The sequence below is a fragment of the Paenibacillus sp. NRS-1781 genome (assembly GCF_050467745.1).
Taxonomy (GTDB): Bacteria; Bacillota; Bacilli; order Paenibacillales; family Paenibacillaceae; genus Paenibacillus; species Paenibacillus terrae_A.
The window spans coordinates 83,523-107,227 of the sequence record NZ_JBITPI010000011.1 but is presented as its reverse complement, the minus strand read 5'-3'; the positions used below and the strand labels follow the sequence as shown (position 1 = coordinate 107,227).

Sequence of the window (23,705 nt, the reverse complement as noted above, 5' to 3'; positions counted from 1 at the left end):
TATTAATTTATAGTGGGAGTGATTAACAAATGAGAAAGATACTTGTATTAGGTGGAACGCGCTTTTTTGGCAAAAGGCTGGTAGAACGTCTGCTGGAAGATTCCGAGAATAACGTTACGATCCTCACTAGAGGTCAAACAAGCGATTCGTTCGGTGAGCGCGTTCAACGGATTATTGCAGATCGTAACGATGCGGAAGCGTTGGCTGAGGCGGTAGGTGAGCAGGTTTGGGATGTTGTCTACGATAATATTTGCTTTTCTCCAGATGAAGCCAGAGAAGCGTGCCGCATTTTTGATGCTAAAGCCAAACGGTATATTCTGACCTCCAGCTTATCCGTCTACGATCCAAGTCCGGAAGTGCTGACCGAGAGTGTCTTCGACCCCCAGGCTTACCTGGTTCGCAAAGGCGGCAAGGACGATTTTACATATCAGGAGGCTAAACGGCAGGCAGAAGCGGTTTTCATGCAACAAGCTACGTTCCCGGTTGCCGCTGTTCGTTTTCCGATTGTATTAGGAACAGATGATTATACGAGAAGACTTCATTTTCATATTGAGCATGTTCGTGATGGAATAGAAATCGGCATACCGAATCCGGCAGCGCACATCTCGTTTATCCGTTCTGACGAAGCCGCAAATTTTCTGCTTTGGCTTGGTCACTCTCATTTGACAGGACCCGTAAATGCTTGCTCTGACGGTACTGTGAAGATTGGAGAACTCGTTTCCGCCATTGAACAGGTAACTGGAAAACAAGCCATGATTCAAGAAAAAACAGCCGACGAGCATATGTCTCCATTCGGTATTACACAATCCTGGTATATGGATACGACCAAAGCCCAGTCAAATGGGTACTCGTTCCTTAGCCTGACCGAATGGCTTCCCGACCTGATCACCAACCTGAACCGTTCCTATGAATCATAAAAGTAACTTGTAAATCACAAGTAACTGCCATAGAAACAAGGCAAAAAAAAGAGGACCCGAATCATCGGGTCCCAGCAACATATATTATTCAAAAGGGGGTCATGTCTGTATTGTACCCGTCCTGTGTTAGAGTTAGTTTGCAGTTATATTTCATCTCTGTAACAAAATATTCCACTGTCGTTTCTATGCATAATCCCCTTGGGTAATCGAGAACACCAATACACTCGGCACTTCTCCTGAATGATCATAGGCACTGATTGTGCGCAGTAGGCGCATCTTATTTTTGATCAGCACACGCACGGAAGCCTGATTATCCTCTTGGCAACGACCTTCGATCCGCTTGAGCTTTAAAGCACCAAAACCAAATCTCAGCATTTCTTCCACGACCTCTGTAGCCAGCCCTTGTCCCCAGAAAGGACGGTCCAAAATATAGCCTAGCTGCGCCTCACCCGCTTTTTCATTCCATTGCTGGAAAGAAGCAATACCGAGCAGCGGCGAGTGGCTGGATTCATTATGTTCATGGAGTTCGTTGAGTTGGCCGGGTTCGTTGTTTGCTGCTGTATTTTCCCCATGCCATTCCACCGCAAAATGCAGGGAATCCAGGGAATCCGCAGCTACTCTGATTTGCGCTACCAGACGCTTCATCCGCGCATCGACTGGCTTGCGAATCCGGTTCACATACCGGATAACCAATGGATCGGACAGCATCCGTTCCAGCGCGGGGTAATCCCTTGCTTGTAGCTGGCGCAACCGGACACGGTCGGTATAAAGCTCCGGTAGCCCTGACCCTGAACGAAGCATTTCTCTGGTCAGCACAATGATCCCTCCTGCGGATGGATTGGCTTTTTGCAGCGAATAGGTTGTACACTCAATCCAGGTCCTGAATTCCCCGGTAAATGCCTGTGCGCAACTCACGGATATAATATGGCAAAGAAGGTACGTCTGCTTCCTCAGCCTGTCTCACCGCCAGCTCAATATCATAAGGCACACGTACAAACTGGATGGAAAAAGGTGCAGGACTCTCTTCTCCCATGTTCCCCTCCAAAATGCAGTAGGAAGCCTGAGTTACATCCAGCGGATTGCCAACACTGCCGACATTAAAAAGCGTTTTGCCCTGAAAATGCTGTATAAAGGCATTATGCACATCTCCATACCCCAAGACATCCGGGGCAAAAACGACTTCTCCACTTTCCTCGGCCAACGGGTCGAACATGGCGAGTCTTTTCTCCGGCTCATCCCATGGCTGCACGCGATGATATACACTTTGCGGCGAAGCATGCACCAGACGGATACGACGTCCACTCATCCTGAAATCATGATGAAACGGTAGGTCTGCCAAATACTGTAGCCGTTCTGTGCCCAGGCGCTCGGCTTGCCAGCTAAAATTGAGATCATCCGTAATGCTAACCAGCTCATCCCAATTGCCACGCACGACCACCTCGCAATGTTGACGGACAGCCTCCAGAACCTCGCACGGGCTAGGCCCTTTGCCGATCAGATCGCCCAAACAAAACACACGACTAATCCCTCGGGAAGCAATATCCTCCAGCACCGCCTCGCAGGCAGGCCAATTGCCATGTATATCTGAAATGACAGCAATACGATCCATCTGAATATCACTCCTTTGTCCGAAACAGCTACATACTACACTAAACCCTTTTTTATGATTGAGGTGAACTTATAATAGCCTATTGGCCGGATTTCAGTGTAATGACACTCAGCTCCGGCCTGCACAGCACTCGAATCGGCAGCTTGGTCATACCAATGCCTCTGCTGACATACAGCGGCATTCTGTCGGTCCCTACATGAAATAATCCCTGAATGTACTTGCGTCCACCCGGAGGCGGCATCGGCGCTCCCATGACAGGCAAGCGCACCTGTCCTCCATGCGTATGCCCCGACAGCTGAAGATCAAAGGACATTCTCGCCGCCACATCCGCATAATCCGGCTCATGCATAAGCAGCAGCTTGCACATCTCATCAGGTAGTCCGTGGATGGCACGCCGTGGATTGGGTTTGCCCATAATGTCATCCTCTAAACCGACAATCGCCAGTCGCTGTCCTGCTCGCTCCACTATCACATGTTCATTTCTCAGCAACGTAAACCCGGTTTTCGGATATAGCTCCTGTACCCCGGCTGGTAAACCTCTATAATCGTGATTGCCGAGAATGGCGAATTTGCCGAGTGTGGCGTGCATAGAGGCCATGACCGGAACAGCAGCTTTCATAGATACGGCATAATCATCCACAATATCACCTGTAAAACAAAGCAAATCCGGCTCCAGTCCTGCAATCCGGTCCGCAAGCTCCCGCAGGTCACGCTCATCCATGTGAAAGCCCAAATGTACATCACTAAAATGCACCACCCTGATGCCGTCAAAAGCCAACGGCAGACGGGGCAAAGCTAGTGTGAAGCGTGTAATCTCCAAATGATTAGGCTCCCATAAGGAAGCGTATCCTCCAGTCAAAAGCGCGGTTCCGGCTGTCGCTAAAGCGGCTTTTTTCAAAAAACGGCGGCGCGAAGGATTGGTTGGCTCATTTGAAATAGAACGCCGCGAAGAACCGGGAGGGATCGCGGCCTCATCGTGTGAGCCATCCTGACTCTCGCGGCGGGTTTGCGGCGTCTTTTCCATATGCGTGCCCCCTTGCTATCTATTCAACTATTGTACAGTTCAGATATCTCATGATTCAAATGTTCAAATAGCTCACGCTTTTAGCCCTCTAGCGGTTGGTAGCTAACCATCGTTCTGCATAGTCTACCAAATCGCGCTGCCTCGCTAAAAAACAGGAGGCATCTCCAATGTTGACCCGTGTAAAGCACGCAGGGCAATCCCGTTCAAAATCAAGCCCAAGCTTATCAAAATCATCCGAGAATATATTAAAATCCTGAAAAGTGACCCAAGCCTTCTCCCCGTTCACCATCATCGGGGCCTGATGCTTGATTTTTTCACGTCCGCGATACGACGTTCGATATTCTGCCAAATGCAAAGACGTATTGCTGTCATGTCCACAGCCCAGCAGCAGCACGTAGGCCTCTGCCTCGTACAGCTTCGCTAGTGGCGAAGGTTCACCCAGCCCGAAATCAAGCTCATGCCCCTCCAGCAAGCATGCAGCGGCAGGTCCACGGGCTGCAAACGAAACGTGCGGGTGTCCGCTGCGCAGTGTTCCCGGCAGGCCACGGAACGTTTCTACAATGACACCCATACCCCCAGTCAGCGTCCAGACCGGATCATAAGCGGGTATTTCCTGGCGTACAAGCTCCCACCATGCCTCATCCAGAGGCGGGTTCATCCATGTGGACGGATCGGTCAGATCATGGGATTGCGTCGGCGTGACCAGCGTACCTTCCGGGCCAATGGCTTCGGTTAATGCTGCAAGAATGGCAGAGGCACCGCCCGGAACAAAACTGCCGAAGCTGCGCATCGACGAGTGCACAAGCAGCGTCATGCCTTTTTGAACTCCCAGCTTCTTTAATCCCTTCAACACATCCGACCCAGTAACAGGCCGTCGCGTCATCGGTTGTACAGTCACCTGTCCAGCCTCCTTTTCTCCAAAAACGTATACACAATACCATAATTATACCATAACTGCTGCCCAACTCTCCTCCCTACACGATAACTCCGATCTGTCCTGAGCATACAAAACAGGCTTTCTCCCGTTCAGGGAAAAAGCCTGTTTTGTATAAAGCATTCACTGACGAGTGCTATACGGTCAACCAGCGCTTGAACATATGCTTGGTCATTTGCTTGTTCATTTCCGCAATGGAGGTTGTCAACGGAATGCCCTTCGGGCAGGAACGTACGCAGTTTTGCGAGTTACCGCAGCCCTCCAGCCCGTCGTCCGTCATCAACGCATCCAGCCGCTCCTCCTGATTCATTTCCCCAGTCGGATGACTATTGAACAGACGAACCTGAGATATCGCCGCAGGTCCAATGAATGTCGTTTTCTCGTTCACATTCGGGCAAGCCTCCAGGCAGACACCGCAAGTCATGCACTTGGACAGCTCATACGCCCATTGACGCTTCTTCTCTGCCATTCTGGGGCCGGGGCCCAGATCGTAGGTACCGTCAATCGGAATCCATGCTTTGACCTTCTTGAGCGCGTTAAACATCCGGCTGCGGTCGATGACCAAATCCCGCACAACCGGAAACGTGCTCATCGGCGCGATGGTAATCGGCTGCTCCAGCTTATCCACAAGGGCGGCACAAGCCTGACGCGGCTTGCCGTTAATCACCATGGAGCAGGCTCCGCACACTTCCTCCAGGCAGTTCGACTCCCAGCATACCGGGGCTGTCTCTTTACCATGGCTATCCACCGGGTTACGCTGAATCTCCATCAACGCACTGATCACATTCATCCCCGGTCGATAAGCCAACTCAAATTCTTCCGTATATGGATTCGCATTAGGTTCATCCTGACGGGTCACAACGAACTTCACGGTTTTATCCGATTTCACTGCTTGCTCCGACATCTAATACACTCCCTTCTGTATCTTCCTTTTACTTGTTCTTGGAGTAATCCCGAATACGCGGCTTGATCAACGAAACATCTACCGCTTCATACGAGATTTGCGGTCCTTCCGGTGTCCAGTCCGCAATGGTCGTTTTCAGATAATCCTCATCGTTACGATCCGGGAAGTCAGGTTTGTAGTGGGCTCCACGACTTTCGTTACGCAGCAGCGCCCCTTTAGTCATCGCTTCGGCCAGCTCCATCATATTCCACAGCTGACGTGTGAACGCCGCACCCGCATTGTTCCAGCGCGAAGCATCATTGATGTTAATGTTGGAATAACGCTCCTTCAGCTCCTTGATCTTGTGGATCGTAGCTTCCAGCTTGTCATTATAACGAACCACTGTCATGTTGTTCGTCATCCACTCGCCCAGCTCTTTATGAAGGACATAGGCATTTTCTTTCCCGTCCATATGCAAAATACGCTCATACTTCTCTGTCTGCTGGTTGACCGCCGCATCGAACACGGAGGAAGCTACATCCTGCGCGGATTTTTTCAAGCCCTTAATATATTCCACAGCCTTTGGTCCAGCCACCATCCCGCCATAAATGGCTGACAGCAGCGAGTTGGCACCCAAACGGTTCGCTCCGTGATACTGGAATTCACATTCCCCGGCGGCAAACAGCCCCGGAATATTCGTCATCTGATTGTAATCGACCCACATTCCGCCCATCGAATAATGCACAGCCGGGAAGATTTTCATCGGTATTTTACGCGGATCGTCACCAACGAATTTTTCATAAATTTCAATAATACCGCCCAGCTTCACGTCCAGCTCTTTCGGGTCCTTATGGGACAGATCGAGGTACACCATGTTCTCGCCATTAATGCCGAGCCCATCATCGACACATACACTGAATATTTCACGTGTCGCAATATCACGAGGGACCAGATTTCCATAAGCCGGATACTTTTCTTCGAGGAAATACCACGGCTTGCCGTCCTTGTACGTCCATATACGGCCGCCCTCTCCCCGTGCCGACTCGGACATCAGACGTAGCTTGTCATCCCCCGGAATAGCCGTCGGATGAATCTGGATAAACTCGCCGTTGGCATAGCGTACGCCCTGCTGATATACCGCCCCGGCAGCCGTGCCGGTATTAATCACGGAATTCGTGGTTTTGCCGAAAATAATGCCAGGACCGCCCGATGCCAAAATAACCGCATCTGCTGCAAAAGTCTTCACTTCCATCGTGCGCAAATCCTGAGCACAGATGCCGCGACAAATACTCTCATCGTCTAGTACAGCCTGTAAAAACTCCCAGTTTTCATACTTGGTCACCAAACCCTCGGATTCCCAGCGCCGTACCTGTTCATCAAGTGCGTACAGAAGCTGCTGCCCTGTCGTCGCTCCGGCAAAGGCTGTCCGATGATGCTGCGTACCCCCGAAGCGGCGGAAATCCAGCAGTCCTTCCGGTGTCCGGTTAAACATGACCCCCATGCGGTCCATGAGATGGATAATCCCTGGAGCCGCTTCGCACATCGCTTTTACCGGAGGCTGGTTGGCCAGAAAGTCCCCCCCATAGACTGAATCGTCAAAGTGAATCCAGGGTGAGTCGCCTTCACCCTTCGTATTCACCGCGCCGTTGATGCCGCCTTGAGCACAAACGGAGTGGGACCTTTTGACTGGAACCAAAGAAAATAAATGAACGTGAACTCCTGCCTCTGCCGCCTTGATCGTAGCCATTAGACCCGCCAGACCGCCGCCCACGACGATAATGTTGGATGCTGCCATTTCTGCTCACTCCTTTTTTTCAGGATTTTAGCCAAATCCCCTTTTACCATAAGAAATAGAATCTGCAAACGATGTATTGCAAACACGCATAGTGTACATTCATTTTTTACAGTAGCTGTTGAATAGCACTGCTTTGTATCAAGGCGGTTGCCGTTTCCTGGAATTCCGCGCTGCGGAATGCCAGCAGGGAAGCGATGAAGCCGATGGATACAACCACGAACAAGGTCATGCAGATATAGGAGGACACTTTTTGTGCACGCGGTCCCACCGTAATCCCCCAACTGACCATAAAAGCCCATAGTCCGTTAGCAAAGTGAAAGGATGCTGAAACGACGCTGATTAAATAAAGGATAAAATAAACCGGATTCGTTACAATGCCATGCATCACGCCGCCTAGCTGCTCATGTGTTACATGACCCAGAGCCACCTGAAAACGTGTATCATATACGTGCCAGATAATGAATACGAACGTAATCACACCGGAAATGCGCTGAAACAGAAAGCGCCAGTTACGCGAATAGCCAAAATTTTTGACATTCGGATCAGCCTGATAAGCGATATACAAGCCATAGATTCCATGGAACAGCAATGGCAAGTAAATAAATAACGTTTCAAGCACAATAACAAGCGGTAAACCATTCAGGAAGGCCACGCTGCGATTGAATCCTTCCTTGCCGCCCTCCACCGCTGTGAAGTTGGTCACCAAATGCTCTACAAAAAATAGAGCCAGCGGAATGACACCAAGAAGCGAGTGCAGCTTTCTGGAATAAAATCCTCTCATCTAGGTAATGCTCCCTTCTCCTAATAATAGCGTTTTCAATAGTAATATAACATATAAAATGACAGTTTCCGACAGGAAATGTCCAACAAGGTGTTCCTTAAAGGGAAAAACAAAAGTGTGAACATCTTGTGTCGCTTTCATGTTACTCCTTTTCGGCTTATAATGGAATTGCAATATACGTATTAATTGTTATGTCTTTTTTGCATATAGAGAGGAAGTGGATGATTTGTTTGAGGATTTGAACGCTTTTGCTGTCATAGTCGAGCAATCCAGCCTGAATAAAGCCTCCAAGCTGCTTAATCTGTCCCAGCCGGCCCTGTCCCGCAAAATCGCCAAGCTGGAGGAAGAGATGGGTGTGAACCTCTTTGATCGAAAGGGCAAACGACTCGAAATTACGTCAACAGGCCGATTTGTATACACCTTCGCGCTGGAGCAACGACAACGACAGCTCCGATTTTTGCAAAAGCTGTCCCAGCACAAAAACGAAGCCCAGAGCATGCTCACACTGGGCGCGAGTTTGACGACACTCCAAACGACGCTGCCTACCCTCGTTGAAGCTTTCATGAGCAAGCATCCCCAAACGGAGCTGAAACTACTCACAGGAAAAACCCATGAAATCGTCGCTTTTGTACGCGACAAAAAAGCAGACGCCGGTATTGTCGGGTCTGCCATTCATGAGGCCGGACTGCGTTGCATTCCGCTGTTTGATGATCATTTGGAGCTAGTCGTTCCGATCGGACATGAATTAACGATAAAGACGGGAACGGCCTCGATGAAAGACCTGCAAGGACTGCCAATGATTATTTTTTCCAAGGGAACCTGGTATCGCAGTCTTACAGATGACCTGTTCCAGCGCAGTGGCATCATGCCAGATATCCGTATGGAAATCGACTCGTTCGAGGCGATTGTGCGCCTGCTGCCGACCTGTAAGGCTTCCGCATTGCTGCCCAAATCCTACTTGCGTAGCGAGCTGCTGCGGGATAATGGGCTAACCGCGCTGTACTTGCCCGATCTGAAGGAGACACGACGCACCACCTCCCTTATCTACTCGGAGACGACCGATCTGGGGCCGACAGCACGACGCTGGATCAGCGAGACACGTGCATCGTTTGCAGGCTATCGTATGGTGTAGCGGAGATCAGCTTTCTAGTTAACGTTAACGACCTCGTCCTCGAAGCGACCGATATTATCATTGGAGCCGATGATGACCATAATATCGTCCGCTTTTAGCCGATCCATCGCTGTGGGTGCAATCAGGATACCGTTCGCCGTATGAAGCGCCACGATGCTGCAACCAAAGCGGGTGCGGGTATTCAGCTCAGATAGCGTTTTGCCATGCAGACATACAGGAACGTTGAGTTCTACAATACTGTATTCCTTGGACAGCTCCAAATAATCAAGCAAATTAGGCGTGACCAGTTGATGCGCGACCCGTATCCCCATATCCCGCTCGGGATAAATGACCCGGTCCACACCGAGCTTTTCCAACGCCCGTCCGTGCAGAACAGAAATCGCTTTGGCAACGACTTTGCTCACACCCAGCTCCTTTAGCAAAATGGCAGCCAGAATGCTGACCTGAATATCAGCACCAATCGCAACAATGCCACAATCGAAATTGCGGATGCCCAGTGATCGTAGTGAATCCTCATCTGTAGCGTCCGCCACGACGGTATGCGTCAACAGCTCACTCATACTGTCTACAACATCCTCATTCCGGTCGATGCCAAGCACCTCGCACCCCATATCTACCAATTGCAAAGCCAGGCTTGAGCCAAATCGTCCCAAACCAATAACTACAAACTGCTGCGTTTTCATATCTACTCGAAAACTCCCTTATCTGAATCAATTTCATAAATGATTGATTCATCCTATAATCATTTTTCCTTCCGGATGACGATATAATTCCTTACCCTTTTTGGGTCCTAGTGCGTACGCCAGTGTAAGTGGGCCGAGTCTACCTGCAAACATCGTCAGGGTAATGACCAGCTTGCCTATAACTGTCAGGTCAGGTGTAAGCCCCATGGACAATCCCACCGTCCCAAATGCAGACACCGTCTCGAACAATATCATCAGAAAATGATGATCCTCGGTTGCCGACAAAATCATCGTCACGCCAATCACAAACAGCAGCCCCAGCAGTGTAATGGTCAAAGCCTTGTAAATTCGCCCCTGCGCAAGCCGGTATTTGAACAGTACAATATCCTCCCGACCCCGCAGCATCGAAATCACGGCTCCAATGAGCAGCGCAAACGTTGTCGTCTTAATCCCGCCTCCAGTAGAGCCAGGAGAAGCACCAATAAACATCAATATAACGATAAAAAACTGCGTGGCCTGTCGCAAGCCAGCGATATCTAACGTATTGGCACCTGCGGTACGTGGTGTTATGGACTGAAATAAAGATCCCAGCAGCTTTCCACCCCAATCCAGCGAGCCCAATGTCTTCGGATTGGTAAACTCGAATACAAAGATGACAAGCGTGCCGACTACGATCAGGGCAGCCGTCATACTGAGTACCACCTTGGTATGCAAGGAAAGTCTCCCGCGCTTGCGGTATTCTACCAGGTCCGACATAACCACAAAGCCGATGCCACCCGAAATAATCAGAAACATAGCTGTAAAATTAACAATAGGATCATACACATAACCTGTCAGGCTGCGAAATCGACCGAACAAATCAAAGCCTGCATTGTTAAACATGGAAATCGCATGCCAGATTCCAAAATAAATCGCCCTGCCTACGGGCATATCAAAGGACCAGCGAATCGCGAATATCGTGGCGCACACGCCCTCAATAATTAGCGAGTACAGCAACACCCTACGAATCAATCCGACAATTCCCTCAACAGAAGTCTGATTCATCGCTTCCTGCAAAATCAGGCGCTCCCGCAAGGAAATGCGGCGCTTGAACACCAGCGCAATCAAGGTAGCCATCGTCATAAAGCCAAGACCACCAATCTGGATCAGCGCAGCGATAACCACCTGACCAAAGGTGGTAAAGAAGGTGCCCGTATCCTTAACGACAAGACCTGTTACACAGGTTGCGGAGGCAGCTGTAAACAAAGCATCTATAAATGCAAGCGGCTTTCCCGTTGTATTGGAAATCGGCAGCATTAACAACAAGCTGCCTATAAGAATGATAATGGCAAAGCCCACAACGAATATCTGCGGTGGAGAAAGCCGAAGCCATCTTGCATTGGGATTCATCTATTTATCACGGCTCCTACTTGGTGAATGATGAGCACGGAGATCGCTACGGGTGCAGATTGTTCTGTTCTTCCGATTGCTGTTACCCCCGGATTTTTTTCTGATTTTATAAGCCCTTTAATGGTTAAAATCCGGTGGTAGCTTATGCTTACGATGCGAGCTTTCCTATGGAAAGCTTTCAGGCAAACGCTGTCGCTTCTTCAGAACAATTCTGCCCCCTCCGCTACTGCCAGCTCATAAAATCACCAATCTCTTTTCAGTTTCTTTAGTCCGTTTTTTTTAGAGAAAACAGAAAAGTATCCGCGAAGCGGGATACTTTTGCCTTTCATTACTCACTACACTCATACCTCACTACCTCATGAAACGTTGGATGACTTTAAGGCGGGCAGCAGCGCAGCGGTCCATTTGAATCTGGAGAAGCGCTAGCGCTCGCCTTTGTCTCTGAATTTTAACCTTATCAGGGTTTATCTAATCCAATAAAATTCAGAGACAACAGCGATCGGAAGATCAAATGGAGCGCGAAGCGGACTTAACTCAGCTACGTTTTAATTGCACAAAAAAAAGACACCGGAAAACCGAGTGCCTGACTTGGTTCCTGCTCACAGCCTACGAGGTTAGCTGACGGATTCGGGCAGCACAGTATGCCCTATTCACACTTCCGGTCCGGGACCGGCTGTGAAATTCACCCCAGTAACATGGTTCCCCCGTTTTCTTATGGAAATTCGGCTCAAAATGTATAACGTTACCTAATGTATTTCATATCCATTGCCTCAAGATTATAATCTTTATGTATGCAGAGTACAAAACCGATTTCGTCGAAATAACGTTAAATTAGCGGTAATTGGAGAATAGGCCACCTTTAATCGCAGCTTATCTTATTTTATTGAAACTTTAAAGTGCTTTCACTCCATTTTCATGAATATCGTAGGTCTGTTGGCGGGAACCTGTGCAGTATGATATCTTTAATGGATGTTCTTATTTACAGATTAAGGAGGAAACTCATGAATCCTATCGGGAAACCGGTCGTGCTCACGGCCAACTTCAAAAGATTAGGCTTGCTGGGCGCGATTGGCCTGATTTGCTTTTTTGTCTTTCAATTGCTTATTCCCTCGTTAAGTAATCCGAATCCGGAGGCACTGGCGGATGCCAAGGTCATCAGCAAGCAGGAAGCAGTCATACACGCGCTGGACTTCGCCCGCTCCGAGCTGAGCTATACCGAATTACGGTCTAAGGAGCCTCTGGTGACCTATCAGGCCGAAACGGACCTGTACGGTTATTTATCCAGAGAAAAGCTGCTTCAACAGTATGACCGTACTTGGAAAAAAAGTTATCCCTACGAAACCTTCCGGGTCGATTTACCGGAACCTTCTTCGAAGAGCAAGTTGCAAATTCATGTGGATTTGTCCACTGGCAAAGTCGTTAGCTTTAAACGAAAGACCTCTAGCACCAGTTACACACAAGCAGATATTTCTACGGATGAGCAAGCACGTAGCAGGCTTATACGTGCAGCCGAGGGAGACATGACGCTGGAAGCGAAGGAGCAGGCAGCGGCAGCTTGGGTGAAACGCTTTGGCTTTAAGCCGTCGGACTTGAAGCTCGCGACAACCGAAGGCGAGGGTGGATTAAAGTATACCGTGAACGATAAGAAAATCGGTTCCTCGGTGCTTACACTGGCCTTTACTTTTGAAGACGGGGATGTTCGCTCGTTTACACAAAGCTTTTCGGCCCCATCGTCCTATACGGATTATGTCAAAAAACAAACGTACTGGGCAAACTGGATGACCTACGCGGGTTATGCCTTATTAAGCATGGTCTTGGGCATACTTGCTATCGTATACGCCTCACTCACACGACGCCACACTTCCTTTGTACGCGGCATTGTTCTGTCCATTGTATATTTTGCTGCCAGTATGGCAGGGACATTTAACATGCTACCTATACTGCAAGCAGAAGCAGGCGGTCGGGGAGCGCTTATATTTCTTATGATTTTGCAAGTTGTGGTTTCCTTCATAATGGCTGTAGCGATCTACTTCTCCTTGGTCGGCGGTGACGGGCTGATGCGCAAGGCTGGACTGAATGCATGGCCACGCGCCAAAGAGCCAGCCTATGGGCTGTATGTGCTTCGCAGTATGTATGTTGGCTACTTGTGGGCCTTTATTTTACTTGGGGTGCAATCCATTTTGTTCTTTGTACTGGAGCGCACGCTTCATACGTTCTCCACAACAGATGCCACACAGTCTCCTTACAACATGGCTTATCCATGGCTACTGCCGATTATGGCTTGGATGGCAGGTATTGGAGAGGAAGCCGTATACCGTCTGTTTGGTATTCCAATGGTGAAAAAATTAGTGAGAAGTACTTTTGTTGCCTGTCTGATCACCACATTGATTTGGGCACTGGGGCACACACTGTATCCGATCTATCCGGTCATTTCCAGACCGATTGAGCTGACCTTCCTTGGATTGCTGTTCAGTTTTGTGTTCCTGCGCTACGGCTTTATTGCCGCCATGTTCAGCCACGTTATTTTTGACAGTATTCTGATGGGACTGAGTGTGATGACGCTGGGAGACAGTGTGAACCTGTTCGCAGGTATATTCTGGATCGTGCTTCCTGCCATTGTGGCCTATATCATGTACTGGTTTAGTCCAAAGAAACCAAATCGAGTCATGTTTGAGCCCATAAAAAAAGAAGAGCCGTATTCTACGACTCCTCCTGAAGGGCAGCTATAATCTGACCCGCAAGCTTATCACCAATAGAGAGAGGCCGGAAGTCTTCGACGCTGGCCTCTCTTATTTTTTTAAGTGAGCCAAAATGCTTAAGCAGCAGCTTACGCCGCTTCTCTCCAATTCCCGGAATCGAGTCCAAACGAGAGGTTACCATGGATTTGCCCCGTTGCTCACGATGGAATGTAATGGCGAATCGGTGAACCTCGTCCTGAATGCGTTGCAGCAGGTAAAATTCTTCACTGTTGCGGGCCAGTGTCACGGCCTCTGGAGAATCCCCTACCAGTAGTTGAGAGGTTCTATGCTTGGCATCCTTCACCAGACCACACACAGGAATGAACAAACCCAGTTCATTCTCCAGCACATCCACAGCGGCCTTAATCTGTCCGCGTCCACCATCGACGACGATCAAATTCGGACGCTCCAGATTTTCCTTGAGCACACGTTCATATCGACGCCGAATAACCTCACGCATCGTTTCATAATCATCTGGCCCCTGCACTGAACGGATTTTATATTTACGGTACTCCTTCTTGGCAGGCTTCCCATCAATGAACACAATCATGGCCGAGACTGGATCGGACCCCTGTATGTTGGAGTTATCAAACGCCTCGACGCGGTGCAGGCTATCCAGCCCAATCGCACGCCCCAAATTGCTTGCAGCCTTGGATGTCCGTTCCTCGTCCCGTTCAATCAGCTTAAACTTCTCATCCAAAGCGACCCGTGCATTTTCCGTAGCCATCCCTGTCATTTGCTTTTTCAGTCCACGCTGAGGCACCAGTACCTTTACATCCAGCCATTCAGCCAGAGCGAGTGCCGCCGTAGCTGGTTCCTCCAGCCCGCCGGACAGTTGGGCTTCTGTCTGGTCCTGCTCCGTTGCTTCTCCATAAGAAGCACGCTCTTCGGCCACCAGCAGTGCATCCGCGGAACGCTCGAACGGCTGCTCTTCATTTGGCACATCCGATACTGTTCCTGCTTCTTGTGCAGCATCGTTACTGGTCTGTGCGGTTCCCTCGGTTGTTGCAGTGTGAGGAACAACTTCCGCCTGCTTCATCAGCTTCGGTGTATCTGGCAGCAATATTTCCTGCGGCACCGCCGGGTTATCACTATAATATTGCGTTACATAGGACATGAAATCGCTGTAAGCCTCTCCGTAAAAAGGAAACGTAGACACATGCCTTTCGATCATTTTACCTTTGCGAACATATAGGATCTGTACACACATCCAGCCCTTATCCACCGAAAATCCGAATACATCGCGATCCTTCGCGTCGGCTGTCGTGATTTTCTGCTTTTCCATCATCGCGTCAATGCTGATAATCTGGTCGCGCAGCTCCTTGGCACGCTCAAAGTACAGTTCCTCTGCGGCCTCCTGCATTTTACGTTGAAGATCCTTTTTAATTTCCTCATGTCCACCGCTCAAAAAAGAACTTATCTCCTGACCAATCTGGTCATACGTTTCCTGCTCAACCTCTTTCACACAAGGCCCCAGACATTGATGCATATGATAATAAAGGCACACTTCCTTCGGCATCACACCGCACTTGCGTAACGGGTACATCCGGTCCAGCAGCTTCTTCGTCTGATGTGCAGCATAAGAATTAGGATAAGGGCCAAAATATTTTGCTTTATCTTTCAGAACGCGCCGGGTCACCTCCAGCTTGGGGTGCTTCTCGTTCGTAATTTTCAAATACGGAAAGGTTTTGTCATCCTTCAACAGCACGTTATAGCGCGGCTGATGCTTTTTAATCAGGTTGCACTCCAGAATGAGCGCCTCCATATTACTGCCCGTAACGATATATTCAAAATCTCGGATATCGGAAACCAGTCGCTGCGTCTTGCCGTTATGGCTGCCTGTAAAATAGGAACGGACCCGGTTTTTCAGCACTTTGGCCTTGCCGACATAAATGATGGTGCCCTCGCTGTTCTTCATCAAGTAACAGCCCGATGCATCCGGCAGCAATGCTAATTTGTGCCGGATGTTCTCCAGCGCCTTCTCCTGATTCCGCAAGTCCTCCGCATAAGATTCCATTCGCCCGTTTCCTCCTTCCATTCTTAAATGACTTCAACTACTATATAATATGCAGGATTAATACACAAAAACGCCCCCGGTATTTACAACCGGAGGCATTGACCGTTCATGGTTGCTCTCCAAGCCCCCGCAGGAGCATGGGTCACATGCAATGATTACTGGTGTTTGGTAAGCATGCTTTTCAGCGCTTCTTTGGAGTTCAGGCCTACCACTTTATCAACGGGCTGCCCGTCTTTGAAGACGATCAGGGTAGGAATGCTCATAACGCCGAAACGGGAAGCAGACTCTGGATTTTCATCCACGTTCACTTTCGCGATTTTGACGCTGTCGCCAACTTCTGTGGACAGATCCTCCAGAATAGGAGCGATCATTTTGCAAGGACCGCACCATGGCGCCCAAAAATCAACTAAAACGGTTCCTGTACCTTCGACTTCTGCGTTGAAGGATTGGTCGGACACGTTAACAATTGCCATTGTATGTTCCTCCTTTATAGAAAAGTCAGGATTATTATAACCTGTAATTTCTTTTTTGACACCTTTTAATTATATCACAATAGTTTTTTAATTGTAAGATATCAAAATATCAAGTTGATTTACGATGATCCTCGCTGATTTTTTCCTTTGACAGTAATGACGTCTACAAAAGGACGAATCCGGTCCATCAAGCGCTGCCCCTTGTACAATTCCTCACCGTCCTTGCTCGTAAAGCTCAGATGCTTCTCCAGCCCCTGCAACGAATAATTCGAAGTATAAAAGGTAGGTTTGCGGTTCATTCGGTAATTTAAAATCGAGCCCATCACATGATCCCGTACCCATGGACTCAAATTTTCGGCTCCAATGTCGTCAAATACGAGCAGATCACAATTTTTAAGCATTTCGGTCGTTTCCTTCAGCTTTTGTCCTTCCTGAATCATGGACTTTAAGTCCTCCACAAAATCAGGCATATACACGATCACACCGTTCAGCCCAGACAGGGCCAGCTCGTGCAGCAGATATCCCATTAAAAAGGTCTTCCCCGTACCAAACGTACCTTCCAGGTAGAGTCCTTTTTTGGATAAGCCCTGGCTTTTCGTTTCTTCGATGTAACGGAATAGCTGTGTGACTGCGGGCATGCGTTGTGAGTCCTTACGTGCAATCTCAAGGGCATTATAGCCTTCCAAAAGCGCACGCTCATCCACATAAAAGCTTTTAATCCGCTGACGCACCCGCTGTTCGTGCTGTGAAGCTACCAGCTTGGCGCAAGGGGTACGGATGTCCACCATTTCGGCTGTGCCATTCGGATATTCCACGCCCAGCTTGCAAAAATGTCCCTGAAAATCGTTAGGACACTGTTCGAGCCCCGGACAGTTGTCGCAATTCCGACGGTCCCGGGTATATTGAAAAAGCATGCTCATGTTTAATCGCAGTTGTGCTTCGTCAATATCGGGATGCGCAGCGCAAAATTCCTGCACCAGCGGATCATTGAGAACCTGATCGGCCACATTGCGCGTGCGCTGGCGAAACGAAGGGTTCTGCATCTGCTGTAGCAAATCGCCCAGTGATTCCAAGAACGCTCCTCCTTTCTAAAATGTGCAGAGTTATGGGGGAGAGACGCTTCGCGTGCAGATTGTTCTTCCGATTGCTGTTATCCCCGGATTTTTCCTATTGAAATAAGGATTTAAAGGTTAAAATCTGGGGATAAAGGCAAACGCTTCGCTTCTTCAGAACAATTCTGCCCACTCCGCTGCCGACCGCCATAAAGTCGACACATATTTGAATTGGCTTCGCTTAATATTTTCACACCTTTTTCTGTTTACCAGATTGCATGCGTTCCGCTAGGCGCAGCAATTCATCCAGTTCTTCCTCGGATACGGATTCCTCGGAAGGATGATCCTGTACGATGGGAATGGATGGCTTGGATGGGCCGTTGTTTTTGGCATACGAACGCGAACGGCCGCCGGAAGAAGAAGCAGCGGACTGCTTTCCTTTTACCTTGGCTTGATCACGTATATATTGAACGGCCTTTTCGTAGGTGCTCACTTGCTTTAACAGCATATTGGAAGCGACGGCCTCGACAAAGTTTCGGTTGATCCGCTGATCGCTCCCTGACACCAGCAGGGACATCAAATAATGGATAAGTACGTTGATGACTTCACCGGGCAGCTTGTAGCTGATATCAATCTTTTCGAATATATCCAGCAGGTTACCGGGAACCGTGCCGGGGAAAAAGGTTTGAAGCAAACGTCGATAGGGCTCATTGCGCAGCATCATATTATATTGGTGAATGTCGCACTTGGCTGTGAACTGTGGTGGAACCTCCACATAAAATTCCATCTCCACGGCTTGCTCCGCAGGCGGCTCTTCTGGATTGGCAGCTTCTCTCTGGCGCAAGGCAACCACTTTGGCGGCCTGCACCTGCTGTTCCTCCTGACGCTTCCGATCCTGTCTGGAATGCTGGCTGGCTCGGAGCTGAAGCTCGTCTAGCAGCAAATCGCCCGCTTCTGTAAAAATACCATCCTCATCCAGCAAGCGGCTGATGTCCTGTACAGATAAGTCAAATTTGCGAACAACGTAATTGACCATGCCTAACTGCTCGTGTTCAAAACGCAGACGCTCTACATGCTTGCGATTAACGGATTCACGCGGAAAACGGAGAATGATGTCTGCATAATTCAGCCCTTCCTCCGACTCTGCGGCCAAAGCACCATTGTGACGGCCCGAAGACACCTCGGACAGCGCCTGCTCCAACTCGTAATCAATGACATGGGTGTTCAGCTCAAATAACTCGTAAAACGGAATAGATATATTCTCTTTATTATAGGAAAATTGCGACCATTCCGCAGATTCGCTGCTCCACAGCGATTCTCGCAGAGAAAGCACTGCAAACTTGCCGATTTTGTCTCTCAACAAAAGAGTAAGATGCTGCGTCCTGAAAAAATCGGCAGGTGCAAGCGGTGGCTGCATCTCATATTCATACATATAGTCGTCCGTTTCCGGTGCATACAGCCTGGACGTCTGCAACAGACCGACAGCCTCCAGCTTCGAGGTCTGTTCAATGAGATACTTGCGTCCCTTCTCACTCGGCTCCAGCCCTAGTGTCAGAAAAAGACGACGCTGCTGCTCCAGCGGCGAATAACCGATCTGTCCGACTGGCACATGCTGGAACAATAGCCGATACAGGCTGACCGCAAATGCGCCTACCATCGGCTGATAGACGCTTCCCAGCATCAATTCATCCAGTGCGCTCAAGCCGAATTCCCGATAAACGCAGTAGCGGTGGTTCTCAGTATAGTGCAGCAGGTTTTTCATCCGCATTCCAACATTCTTCCTTTCCTGACATAACGGTCTCCAAGATGTTTTACTATTCTATCATACTTGACCCCAACTGAGACCAGCAAAATAAGTCCAATTGTCCTCCTTTTTGGCAGTCTCATTCGTCCGTGTTCCCCTTTTTTCGAGAATACTAACTATTTTACGACTTGTGACCTGCATCACGGAAAAAATAATATTCTTCACATTTCTTTCATTGGTGAAAATCCTTAATTTGGGCTACAATATAATAGTTAAGCATCACCATTCCTCATTCGCAGGACATACTTACAACGCACATGTTTCGGCCATGCCGATGATTATTTACAGATTTGAAAAAAGGAGTGACCATTGTGAACCAACATCAACCTCAACACCCCCCATCAACACCAAATGAAGTAGCATCCACGCTGGAAGGCTGGTATGCACTTCACGATTTCCGATCCATCAACTGGACGGCATGGAAATCAGCAGACGATGAAGAACGCGCCGGGGCGCTGGACGAGCTTCAAGAGTTTATGAAGGAATGGAGCGTTACCGAGGAAGCGGGTCAGGGCAGCTCTGCCGTATATACAGTAATCGGACAAAAGGCTGATTTTGTGATGTTGCATCTACGCGAAACGCTGGAGGACCTCAACAAACTCGAAAATGATTTTAACAAAACAACCTTTGCCAAATATACGACTAAAACCTACTCTTACGTGAGTGTGGTCGAGCTGAGCAACTATTTGAGCAAAGAAGAAGATCCGATGCAAAATCCGCAAATTGTTGCACGTCTGAAGCCTGTTTTGAACAAGGCTCGATATATTTGCTTCTATCCGATGAACAAAAAACGCGATCTGGATGACAACTGGTACATGCTTTCGATGGATGAGCGTCGCACTCTGATGCGCAGCCACGGTTTGATCGGACGCAGCTACGCTGGCAGAGTGAAGCAAATCATTTCCGGTTCTATCGGCTTCGACGATTGGGAATGGGGTGTCACGCTGTTCGCCGACGATGCACTTCAATTTAAAAAGCTGATCTACGAAATGCGTTTTGACGAAGTCAGCGCCCGTTACGGCGAGTTCGGCTCCTTCTATGTCGGCAGCGTCCTGAACGAAGAAACATTTGAAGACATGTTAAAGCTATAAAACGACCAAGGATTTCGTGAGCTCCCGCTTTAGGGACTGCGGAATCCTTTTTTACGTGCTTCAAAGCCACACAAGATGAGAAAAGGCCCCCTCACGGGCGCCTGAAAAATCATATTCTTATATATTAGTGTAACACAGGTTCAACCACTACAGCTGCATCCTCGCTTTTTGCCAGCTTTCTTTTCTCCAGAGCAATCAGAATAAAGATCAGAAGCAACAAAGCACTTAACAGGATCAAAAATCCTCCAACCTCAGGAATGAAATACTTCAAGCTTCCGCCCTTGAATCCCACCCCTCTCAAAAACTTGAAATGCCAGGTTAATGGAAGAATGTTACTTACATACTGCAACGATGGAGGTAGCATAGCTACCGGCAATTGAGCACCACTCAGCATAAACGAAGGCAATATAAGCAGCATGAGACGCGGGGAAGCTTTTCCCGGATTAGCCGCACTCCATCCCAGAACCATTGCAAACAAACCCAAAGTAATCGTGTACATTAGAAACGGAATACTCATTTGCCATACATTGGCTTCAAAACGGAGTCCGCCGATCTGCTTGAGCAAACCAATGGATAGAAAAAAGGATACACATCCAACTACCGCATACGGTATCACCCTCAGAATCAGACCGTATGAATGCTGCAGCTCATCTTTTAATCGTCCTTCCTCCCTTAAGCGAGGAACAATCGTCAGCGCAGCAGCACCCATCAGCGAAATCATGACCGTATTCATGAACCCCATAACCGAGGTCATCAGCGTGACGTTGGTGGGATTATACAGCAGACGCTGCTGGAGCAGCATATTGGAGGTAAGCCCTGTAACCTGGCTGTCACTCATTCCCATGCCCCTTAGTCCACCACCAGCCAGCATCGCATTTTCCGTGGCAATGATCTCCGTCACCGCCGACCGCAGATTCCCTGTAGCCAGCCCGACCGTGTTATCTACATAAAAGCCGATGTTGCTCTGGACTCCCTTAACTCTATTCTCCTCCAGACCTGCCGGAAGATAAATCACTGCAAAAAATTTTTCATTATATAAGAGTAAATTCGGATCGGTTTCATTCTCTTGCACATAACGTACATCAATATACTGAGATGCATTTAATTTATTAATAAGCTGTCGGCTATAATGGCTATGATCTAAATCGACTACAGCGACAGAGGCATCATTCAGCTGATTGTTTTTAAAAACAAACCCTAAAGATGCCGATACGACAATCGGGACGAGCAGCATAACGAATACCAGCTTGCCGCTGATCAATAGCTTCCATTCCTCTATAAACGCCTTCATTTCGTCACAACCTCTATCGTCATGCCAGGTAATAATTCAGGTGTTCGCTGAACATCTACCCTTACCTGGAAGGAGCTTATATCCGACAAACCTTTATCCCGACTCATTCTCATATTGGTATACTGCGGAGCAGAGGTAACGTATCTCACCTTGCCCTGGATATTTTTGTCTATAGCGACGACATGTGAAGCCACATTTTCCCCTGCTTTAAACTGTGAGATGGAATCCTCATCCACATAAATATCATAGTATAGCTGGTTGGTTTCAATAACGACGCCTGTTGCCCCCGTAGCAACGATTTCTCCCATCTTGGGAACAATGCGGGACACTTTACCATCTGTAGATGCCTTCAGCACCGTACGTCCGCGCTGCAATTGCAAGGTTTTGAGCTGAACGGATAATGCCTGTTTTTGTTGAGCCAGAAGATCCAGGTTGTATTCACTATTTTTAACATCTTTACGTGTTTGGGAGGTCTGGGTTAGTGCTTCCTTGGCCTTTTCTGTTTTGATGCGGGCCTGTTCGCGTTCCTCTGCGGTTGCGCCTGCCTCCATTTTTTCCAGAGCGGTTTGCTGCTGGGCGATACTATTTTTAGCAATGTCGGATTGTTTGCCGGCGGAAGTAATCTGATTATTAGCAATCTCCACCTGATCCCGGGCTGTATCCAGCGCAATTTGGGCAGAATCCAGTTGGTTTTTGACGTTATCCAGCTCCGCCTTGGTTCCAGCCCCGGCATCGTACAAAGCTTTGATACGGTTGTAATTGACTTTAGCCAGCTCATGCGCCTGTTGTCTGGAGGTCACTGTCTTTTGCGCGATCTCTGCATTTCTTTTGGCTGTCTCCACTCCTGTCAGAGATGCGTCCAACGACTGCTGCGCTGCTTCAATAGCCAGCCTTTGCTTTTGGATATCCTCCACTCGTGTGCCTTGGTTCAACAGGGATTCTCCCGCTTGCGCAGCCTGAATATCGAGTTGCCCCTGTTTTTCTGAAGTCGAAATTTTCTCTGACTGGTTTTGCAGTCCGTCTTTAGCCTGCTTTATTTTTACATCAGCCTGCGCGATATCCGTTTTTAATTTCTCAATTTGCAGGTCGAGGTCCACAGGATCAAGGGTCATGAGCACCTCCCCTTTTTTCACCTGTTGTTCCTCCTTCACCTCAATGGTGTTCACTCTTCCCCCAACGCCCTGAAAAGCGACATTTACGGTATCTGCCGTAAGCAGCGTGTTTTTTTGTGTGGCAGCCATACTCACAGCATCCTTGCCGCTCATAGCCATCAGCGTACCTCCAGTACCTAATGCGGCAACAAGTATAACGTACACAATGATCTTTTTATTCATTGCAATGAACTCTCCTTCATGATGATTTAGCCAATAATAAGCGAAAAATAATTGTTTAAAAAACAAGTACGCAATCTAATAGTACGACGTCTAACTATTGATGCTGGGAAAAGTAATTATTCCCGTTTTATTTCCTCCAGACCTGTGGAAAGCTTCTGTAGCATCCCAGCGAAGTGGACATGATCTTCCTTCGTAAATTCCTTCAATAAATCCGAAAAAAGCTGAATGAACATCGGAATTCTTTCCGTCATTAACTGTCTTCCTTCCTCCGTCAAGGAGATCGCAGTCATCCGGCGATCCGCCAGCGTACTTCTTCGGATGATACCGTCACGTTCCAACTTGTCGATTACACTGGTTACGGTTGAACGAGTAACTCCTGAATATTCGGCCAGTTCAGATGGAGTCAACGCACGTTCATGCAGATACAGCGGGATTAAGATTTTCAGACTTCCAATCGATAGTCCATATTCGGACAGTCTGGAGCACACACCATTGTATACTTCATGAGCCGTCTGCATGAAAAGCACTAGCGTACTCAACGATTGGGGGTCCACATGGGGAATTTTTTCTGCCAATAAATTTATCTTTTTGGGATCACCCTTGAAGTTAAAATCAAAATACAACGTAAACCCCCTCCTCTGTAATTAATATCCACACTATACGTCGTCGTATAGTTATGTGTCAATACTCTTTTTAGAGGTACATTAATAAAAAAGGTTTCCAAGCTCCCTGGCCAGGGGTCATGGAAACCTTCTCAA

The 23,705-nt window shown here is 48.4% G+C and carries 20 protein-coding genes and 1 riboswitch; of the genes, 4 read left to right on the top strand and 16 right to left on the bottom strand.

Annotated elements, in window-relative coordinates:
- Window positions 1–29: 29 nt before the first annotated feature.
- A complete protein-coding gene (locus ACIFO6_RS03540) occupies window positions 30–917 on the top strand; it encodes an NAD(P)H-binding protein (protein ID WP_430038239.1) in 888 nt (295 codons plus the stop codon).
- A gap of 183 nt (window positions 918–1,100) precedes the next feature.
- Here ACIFO6_RS03540 and ACIFO6_RS03535 read toward each other — a convergent pair whose 3' ends face one another.
- From ACIFO6_RS03535 to ACIFO6_RS03505, 7 genes are all read right to left on the bottom strand, one after another.
- Window positions 1,101–1,733: a GNAT family N-acetyltransferase gene (locus ACIFO6_RS03535; protein WP_430038237.1), complete on the bottom strand. Its 633-nt coding sequence runs from the start codon at window positions 1,731–1,733 to the stop codon at window positions 1,101–1,103.
- A gap of 52 nt (window positions 1,734–1,785) precedes the next feature.
- Entirely contained in the window at window positions 1,786–2,526 is a 741-nt protein-coding gene (locus ACIFO6_RS03530; RefSeq protein ID WP_430038235.1) for a metallophosphoesterase family protein, read from the bottom strand.
- A 79-nt stretch (window positions 2,527–2,605) separates the two neighbouring features.
- Window positions 2,606–3,550 carry a metallophosphoesterase gene (locus ACIFO6_RS03525; protein WP_430038233.1) on the bottom strand — a complete coding sequence of 315 codons (945 nt, stop codon included), beginning with the start codon at window positions 3,548–3,550 and terminating at the stop codon, window positions 2,606–2,608.
- A gap of 88 nt (window positions 3,551–3,638) precedes the next feature.
- Window positions 3,639–4,448 (bottom strand): aminoglycoside N(3)-acetyltransferase, encoded by an 810-nt coding sequence (locus ACIFO6_RS03520; protein WP_430038231.1) that lies wholly within the window; start codon window positions 4,446–4,448, stop codon window positions 3,639–3,641.
- A 172-nt stretch (window positions 4,449–4,620) separates the two neighbouring features.
- On the bottom strand, window positions 4,621–5,388 hold the full coding sequence (gene sdhB / locus ACIFO6_RS03515) for a succinate dehydrogenase iron-sulfur subunit (RefSeq protein WP_430038229.1): 768 nt from the start codon (window positions 5,386–5,388) through the stop codon (window positions 4,621–4,623).
- A gap of 28 nt (window positions 5,389–5,416) precedes the next feature.
- A complete protein-coding gene (gene sdhA / locus ACIFO6_RS03510; RefSeq protein WP_430038227.1) occupies window positions 5,417–7,162 on the bottom strand; it encodes a succinate dehydrogenase flavoprotein subunit in 1,746 nt (581 codons plus the stop codon).
- Between the two features lie 106 nt (window positions 7,163–7,268).
- Entirely contained in the window at window positions 7,269–7,943 is a 675-nt protein-coding gene (locus tag ACIFO6_RS03505) for a succinate dehydrogenase cytochrome b558 subunit (RefSeq protein ID WP_430038225.1), read from the bottom strand.
- A 226-nt stretch (window positions 7,944–8,169) separates the two neighbouring features.
- Here ACIFO6_RS03505 and ACIFO6_RS03500 point away from each other — a divergent pair, with 226 nt between their 5' ends.
- Window positions 8,170–9,075, top strand: coding sequence for a LysR family transcriptional regulator (locus tag ACIFO6_RS03500; protein WP_430038249.1), 906 nt, complete (start codon window positions 8,170–8,172; stop codon window positions 9,073–9,075).
- 14 nt (window positions 9,076–9,089) lie between these two features.
- On the opposite strand, the gene ACIFO6_RS03495 is transcribed toward ACIFO6_RS03500, so the two are convergent.
- Together ACIFO6_RS03495 and ACIFO6_RS03490 are read right to left on the bottom strand one after the other, a co-directional pair.
- On the bottom strand, window positions 9,090–9,758 hold the full coding sequence (locus ACIFO6_RS03495) for a potassium channel family protein (RefSeq protein WP_430038223.1): 669 nt from the start codon (window positions 9,756–9,758) through the stop codon (window positions 9,090–9,092).
- A gap of 48 nt (window positions 9,759–9,806) precedes the next feature.
- Entirely contained in the window at window positions 9,807–11,147 is a 1,341-nt protein-coding gene (locus ACIFO6_RS03490) for a TrkH family potassium uptake protein (RefSeq protein ID WP_430038221.1), read from the bottom strand.
- A gap of 588 nt (window positions 11,148–11,735) precedes the next feature.
- Window positions 11,736–11,885, bottom strand: a riboswitch (cyclic di-AMP (ydaO/yuaA leader).
- A 263-nt stretch (window positions 11,886–12,148) separates the two neighbouring features.
- Between ACIFO6_RS03490 and ACIFO6_RS03485 the strand changes: the two genes are divergently transcribed.
- Window positions 12,149–13,876, top strand: a complete 1,728-nt coding sequence (locus ACIFO6_RS03485; protein WP_430038219.1) for a CPBP family intramembrane glutamic endopeptidase — start codon at window positions 12,149–12,151, stop codon at window positions 13,874–13,876.
- Here the strand turns inward: ACIFO6_RS03485 and uvrC are convergent.
- From uvrC to ACIFO6_RS03465, 4 genes are all read right to left on the bottom strand, one after another.
- Window positions 13,848–15,902, bottom strand: coding sequence for an excinuclease ABC subunit UvrC (uvrC, locus tag ACIFO6_RS03480; RefSeq protein ID WP_430038217.1), 2,055 nt, complete (start codon window positions 15,900–15,902; stop codon window positions 13,848–13,850). The genes ACIFO6_RS03485 and uvrC overlap by 29 nt on opposite strands.
- Window positions 15,903–16,057: 155 nt before the next feature.
- A complete protein-coding gene (trxA, locus tag ACIFO6_RS03475; RefSeq protein ID WP_010347861.1) occupies window positions 16,058–16,375 on the bottom strand; it encodes a thioredoxin in 318 nt (105 codons plus the stop codon).
- Window positions 16,376–16,494: 119 nt separating this feature from the next.
- Window positions 16,495–17,448, bottom strand: coding sequence for a primosomal protein DnaI (dnaI, locus tag ACIFO6_RS03470; RefSeq protein ID WP_430038215.1), 954 nt, complete (start codon window positions 17,446–17,448; stop codon window positions 16,495–16,497).
- 229 nt (window positions 17,449–17,677) lie between these two features.
- Window positions 17,678–19,195 carry a helicase DnaB gene (locus tag ACIFO6_RS03465; protein WP_430038213.1) on the bottom strand — a complete coding sequence of 506 codons (1,518 nt, stop codon included), beginning with the start codon at window positions 19,193–19,195 and terminating at the stop codon, window positions 17,678–17,680.
- Between the two features lie 347 nt (window positions 19,196–19,542).
- Between ACIFO6_RS03465 and hemQ the strand changes: the two genes are divergently transcribed.
- Window positions 19,543–20,322 carry a hydrogen peroxide-dependent heme synthase gene (gene hemQ / locus ACIFO6_RS03460; RefSeq protein WP_430038211.1) on the top strand — a complete coding sequence of 260 codons (780 nt, stop codon included), beginning with the start codon at window positions 19,543–19,545 and terminating at the stop codon, window positions 20,320–20,322.
- Window positions 20,323–20,446: 124 nt separating this feature from the next.
- Here hemQ and ACIFO6_RS03455 read toward each other — a convergent pair whose 3' ends face one another.
- The 3 genes from ACIFO6_RS03455 to ACIFO6_RS03445 all read right to left on the bottom strand — a co-directional run bounded on the left by ACIFO6_RS03455 (window position 20,447) and on the right by ACIFO6_RS03445 (window position 23,570).
- Complete coding sequence (locus ACIFO6_RS03455; RefSeq protein ID WP_430038209.1) at window positions 20,447–21,613, bottom strand: ABC transporter permease; 1,167 nt, start codon at window positions 21,611–21,613, stop codon at window positions 20,447–20,449.
- Window positions 21,610–22,947, bottom strand: coding sequence for an HlyD family secretion protein (locus ACIFO6_RS03450; protein WP_430038207.1), 1,338 nt, complete (start codon window positions 22,945–22,947; stop codon window positions 21,610–21,612). Before ACIFO6_RS03450 ends, ACIFO6_RS03455 begins: the two co-directional genes overlap by 4 nt.
- A 116-nt stretch (window positions 22,948–23,063) precedes the next feature.
- The gene (locus ACIFO6_RS03445; RefSeq protein WP_430038205.1) at window positions 23,064–23,570 is read right to left on the bottom strand and encodes a MarR family winged helix-turn-helix transcriptional regulator; all 507 of its coding nucleotides are present in this window, start codon (window positions 23,568–23,570) and stop codon (window positions 23,064–23,066) included.
- Window positions 23,571–23,705 lie beyond the last annotated feature (135 nt).

What these genes read in the sequence shown, in the direction of transcription:
- ACIFO6_RS03490 (WP_430038221.1), bottom strand. Translation starts at nt 11,147, where the DNA reads ATGAATCCCAATGCAAGATGGCTTCGGCTTTCTCCACCGCAGATATTC.
- ACIFO6_RS03525 (WP_430038233.1), bottom strand. Translation starts at nt 3,550, where the DNA reads ATGGAAAAGACGCCGCAAACCCGCCGCGAGAGTCAGGATGGCTCACAC.
- uvrC (WP_430038217.1), bottom strand. Translation starts at nt 15,902, where the DNA reads ATGGAATCTTATGCGGAGGACTTGCGGAATCAGGAGAAGGCGCTGGAG.
- ACIFO6_RS03530 (WP_430038235.1), bottom strand. Translation starts at nt 2,526, where the DNA reads ATGGATCGTATTGCTGTCATTTCAGATATACATGGCAATTGGCCTGCC.
- ACIFO6_RS03485 (WP_430038219.1), top strand. Translation starts at nt 12,149, where the DNA reads ATGAATCCTATCGGGAAACCGGTCGTGCTCACGGCCAACTTCAAAAGA.
- ACIFO6_RS03495 (WP_430038223.1), bottom strand. Translation starts at nt 9,758, where the DNA reads ATGAAAACGCAGCAGTTTGTAGTTATTGGTTTGGGACGATTTGGCTCA.
- ACIFO6_RS03540 (WP_430038239.1), top strand. Translation starts at nt 30, where the DNA reads ATGAGAAAGATACTTGTATTAGGTGGAACGCGCTTTTTTGGCAAAAGG.
- ACIFO6_RS03450 (WP_430038207.1), bottom strand. Translation starts at nt 22,947, where the DNA reads ATGAATAAAAAGATCATTGTGTACGTTATACTTGTTGCCGCATTAGGT.
- ACIFO6_RS03465 (WP_430038213.1), bottom strand. Translation starts at nt 19,195, where the DNA reads ATGCGGATGAAAAACCTGCTGCACTATACTGAGAACCACCGCTACTGC.
- sdhA (WP_430038227.1), bottom strand. Translation starts at nt 7,162, where the DNA reads ATGGCAGCATCCAACATTATCGTCGTGGGCGGCGGTCTGGCGGGTCTA.
- trxA (WP_010347861.1), bottom strand. Translation starts at nt 16,375, where the DNA reads ATGGCAATTGTTAACGTGTCCGACCAATCCTTCAACGCAGAAGTCGAA.
- sdhB (WP_430038229.1), bottom strand. Translation starts at nt 5,388, where the DNA reads ATGTCGGAGCAAGCAGTGAAATCGGATAAAACCGTGAAGTTCGTTGTG.
- ACIFO6_RS03455 (WP_430038209.1), bottom strand. Translation starts at nt 21,613, where the DNA reads ATGAAGGCGTTTATAGAGGAATGGAAGCTATTGATCAGCGGCAAGCTG.
- ACIFO6_RS03505 (WP_430038225.1), bottom strand. Translation starts at nt 7,943, where the DNA reads ATGAGAGGATTTTATTCCAGAAAGCTGCACTCGCTTCTTGGTGTCATT.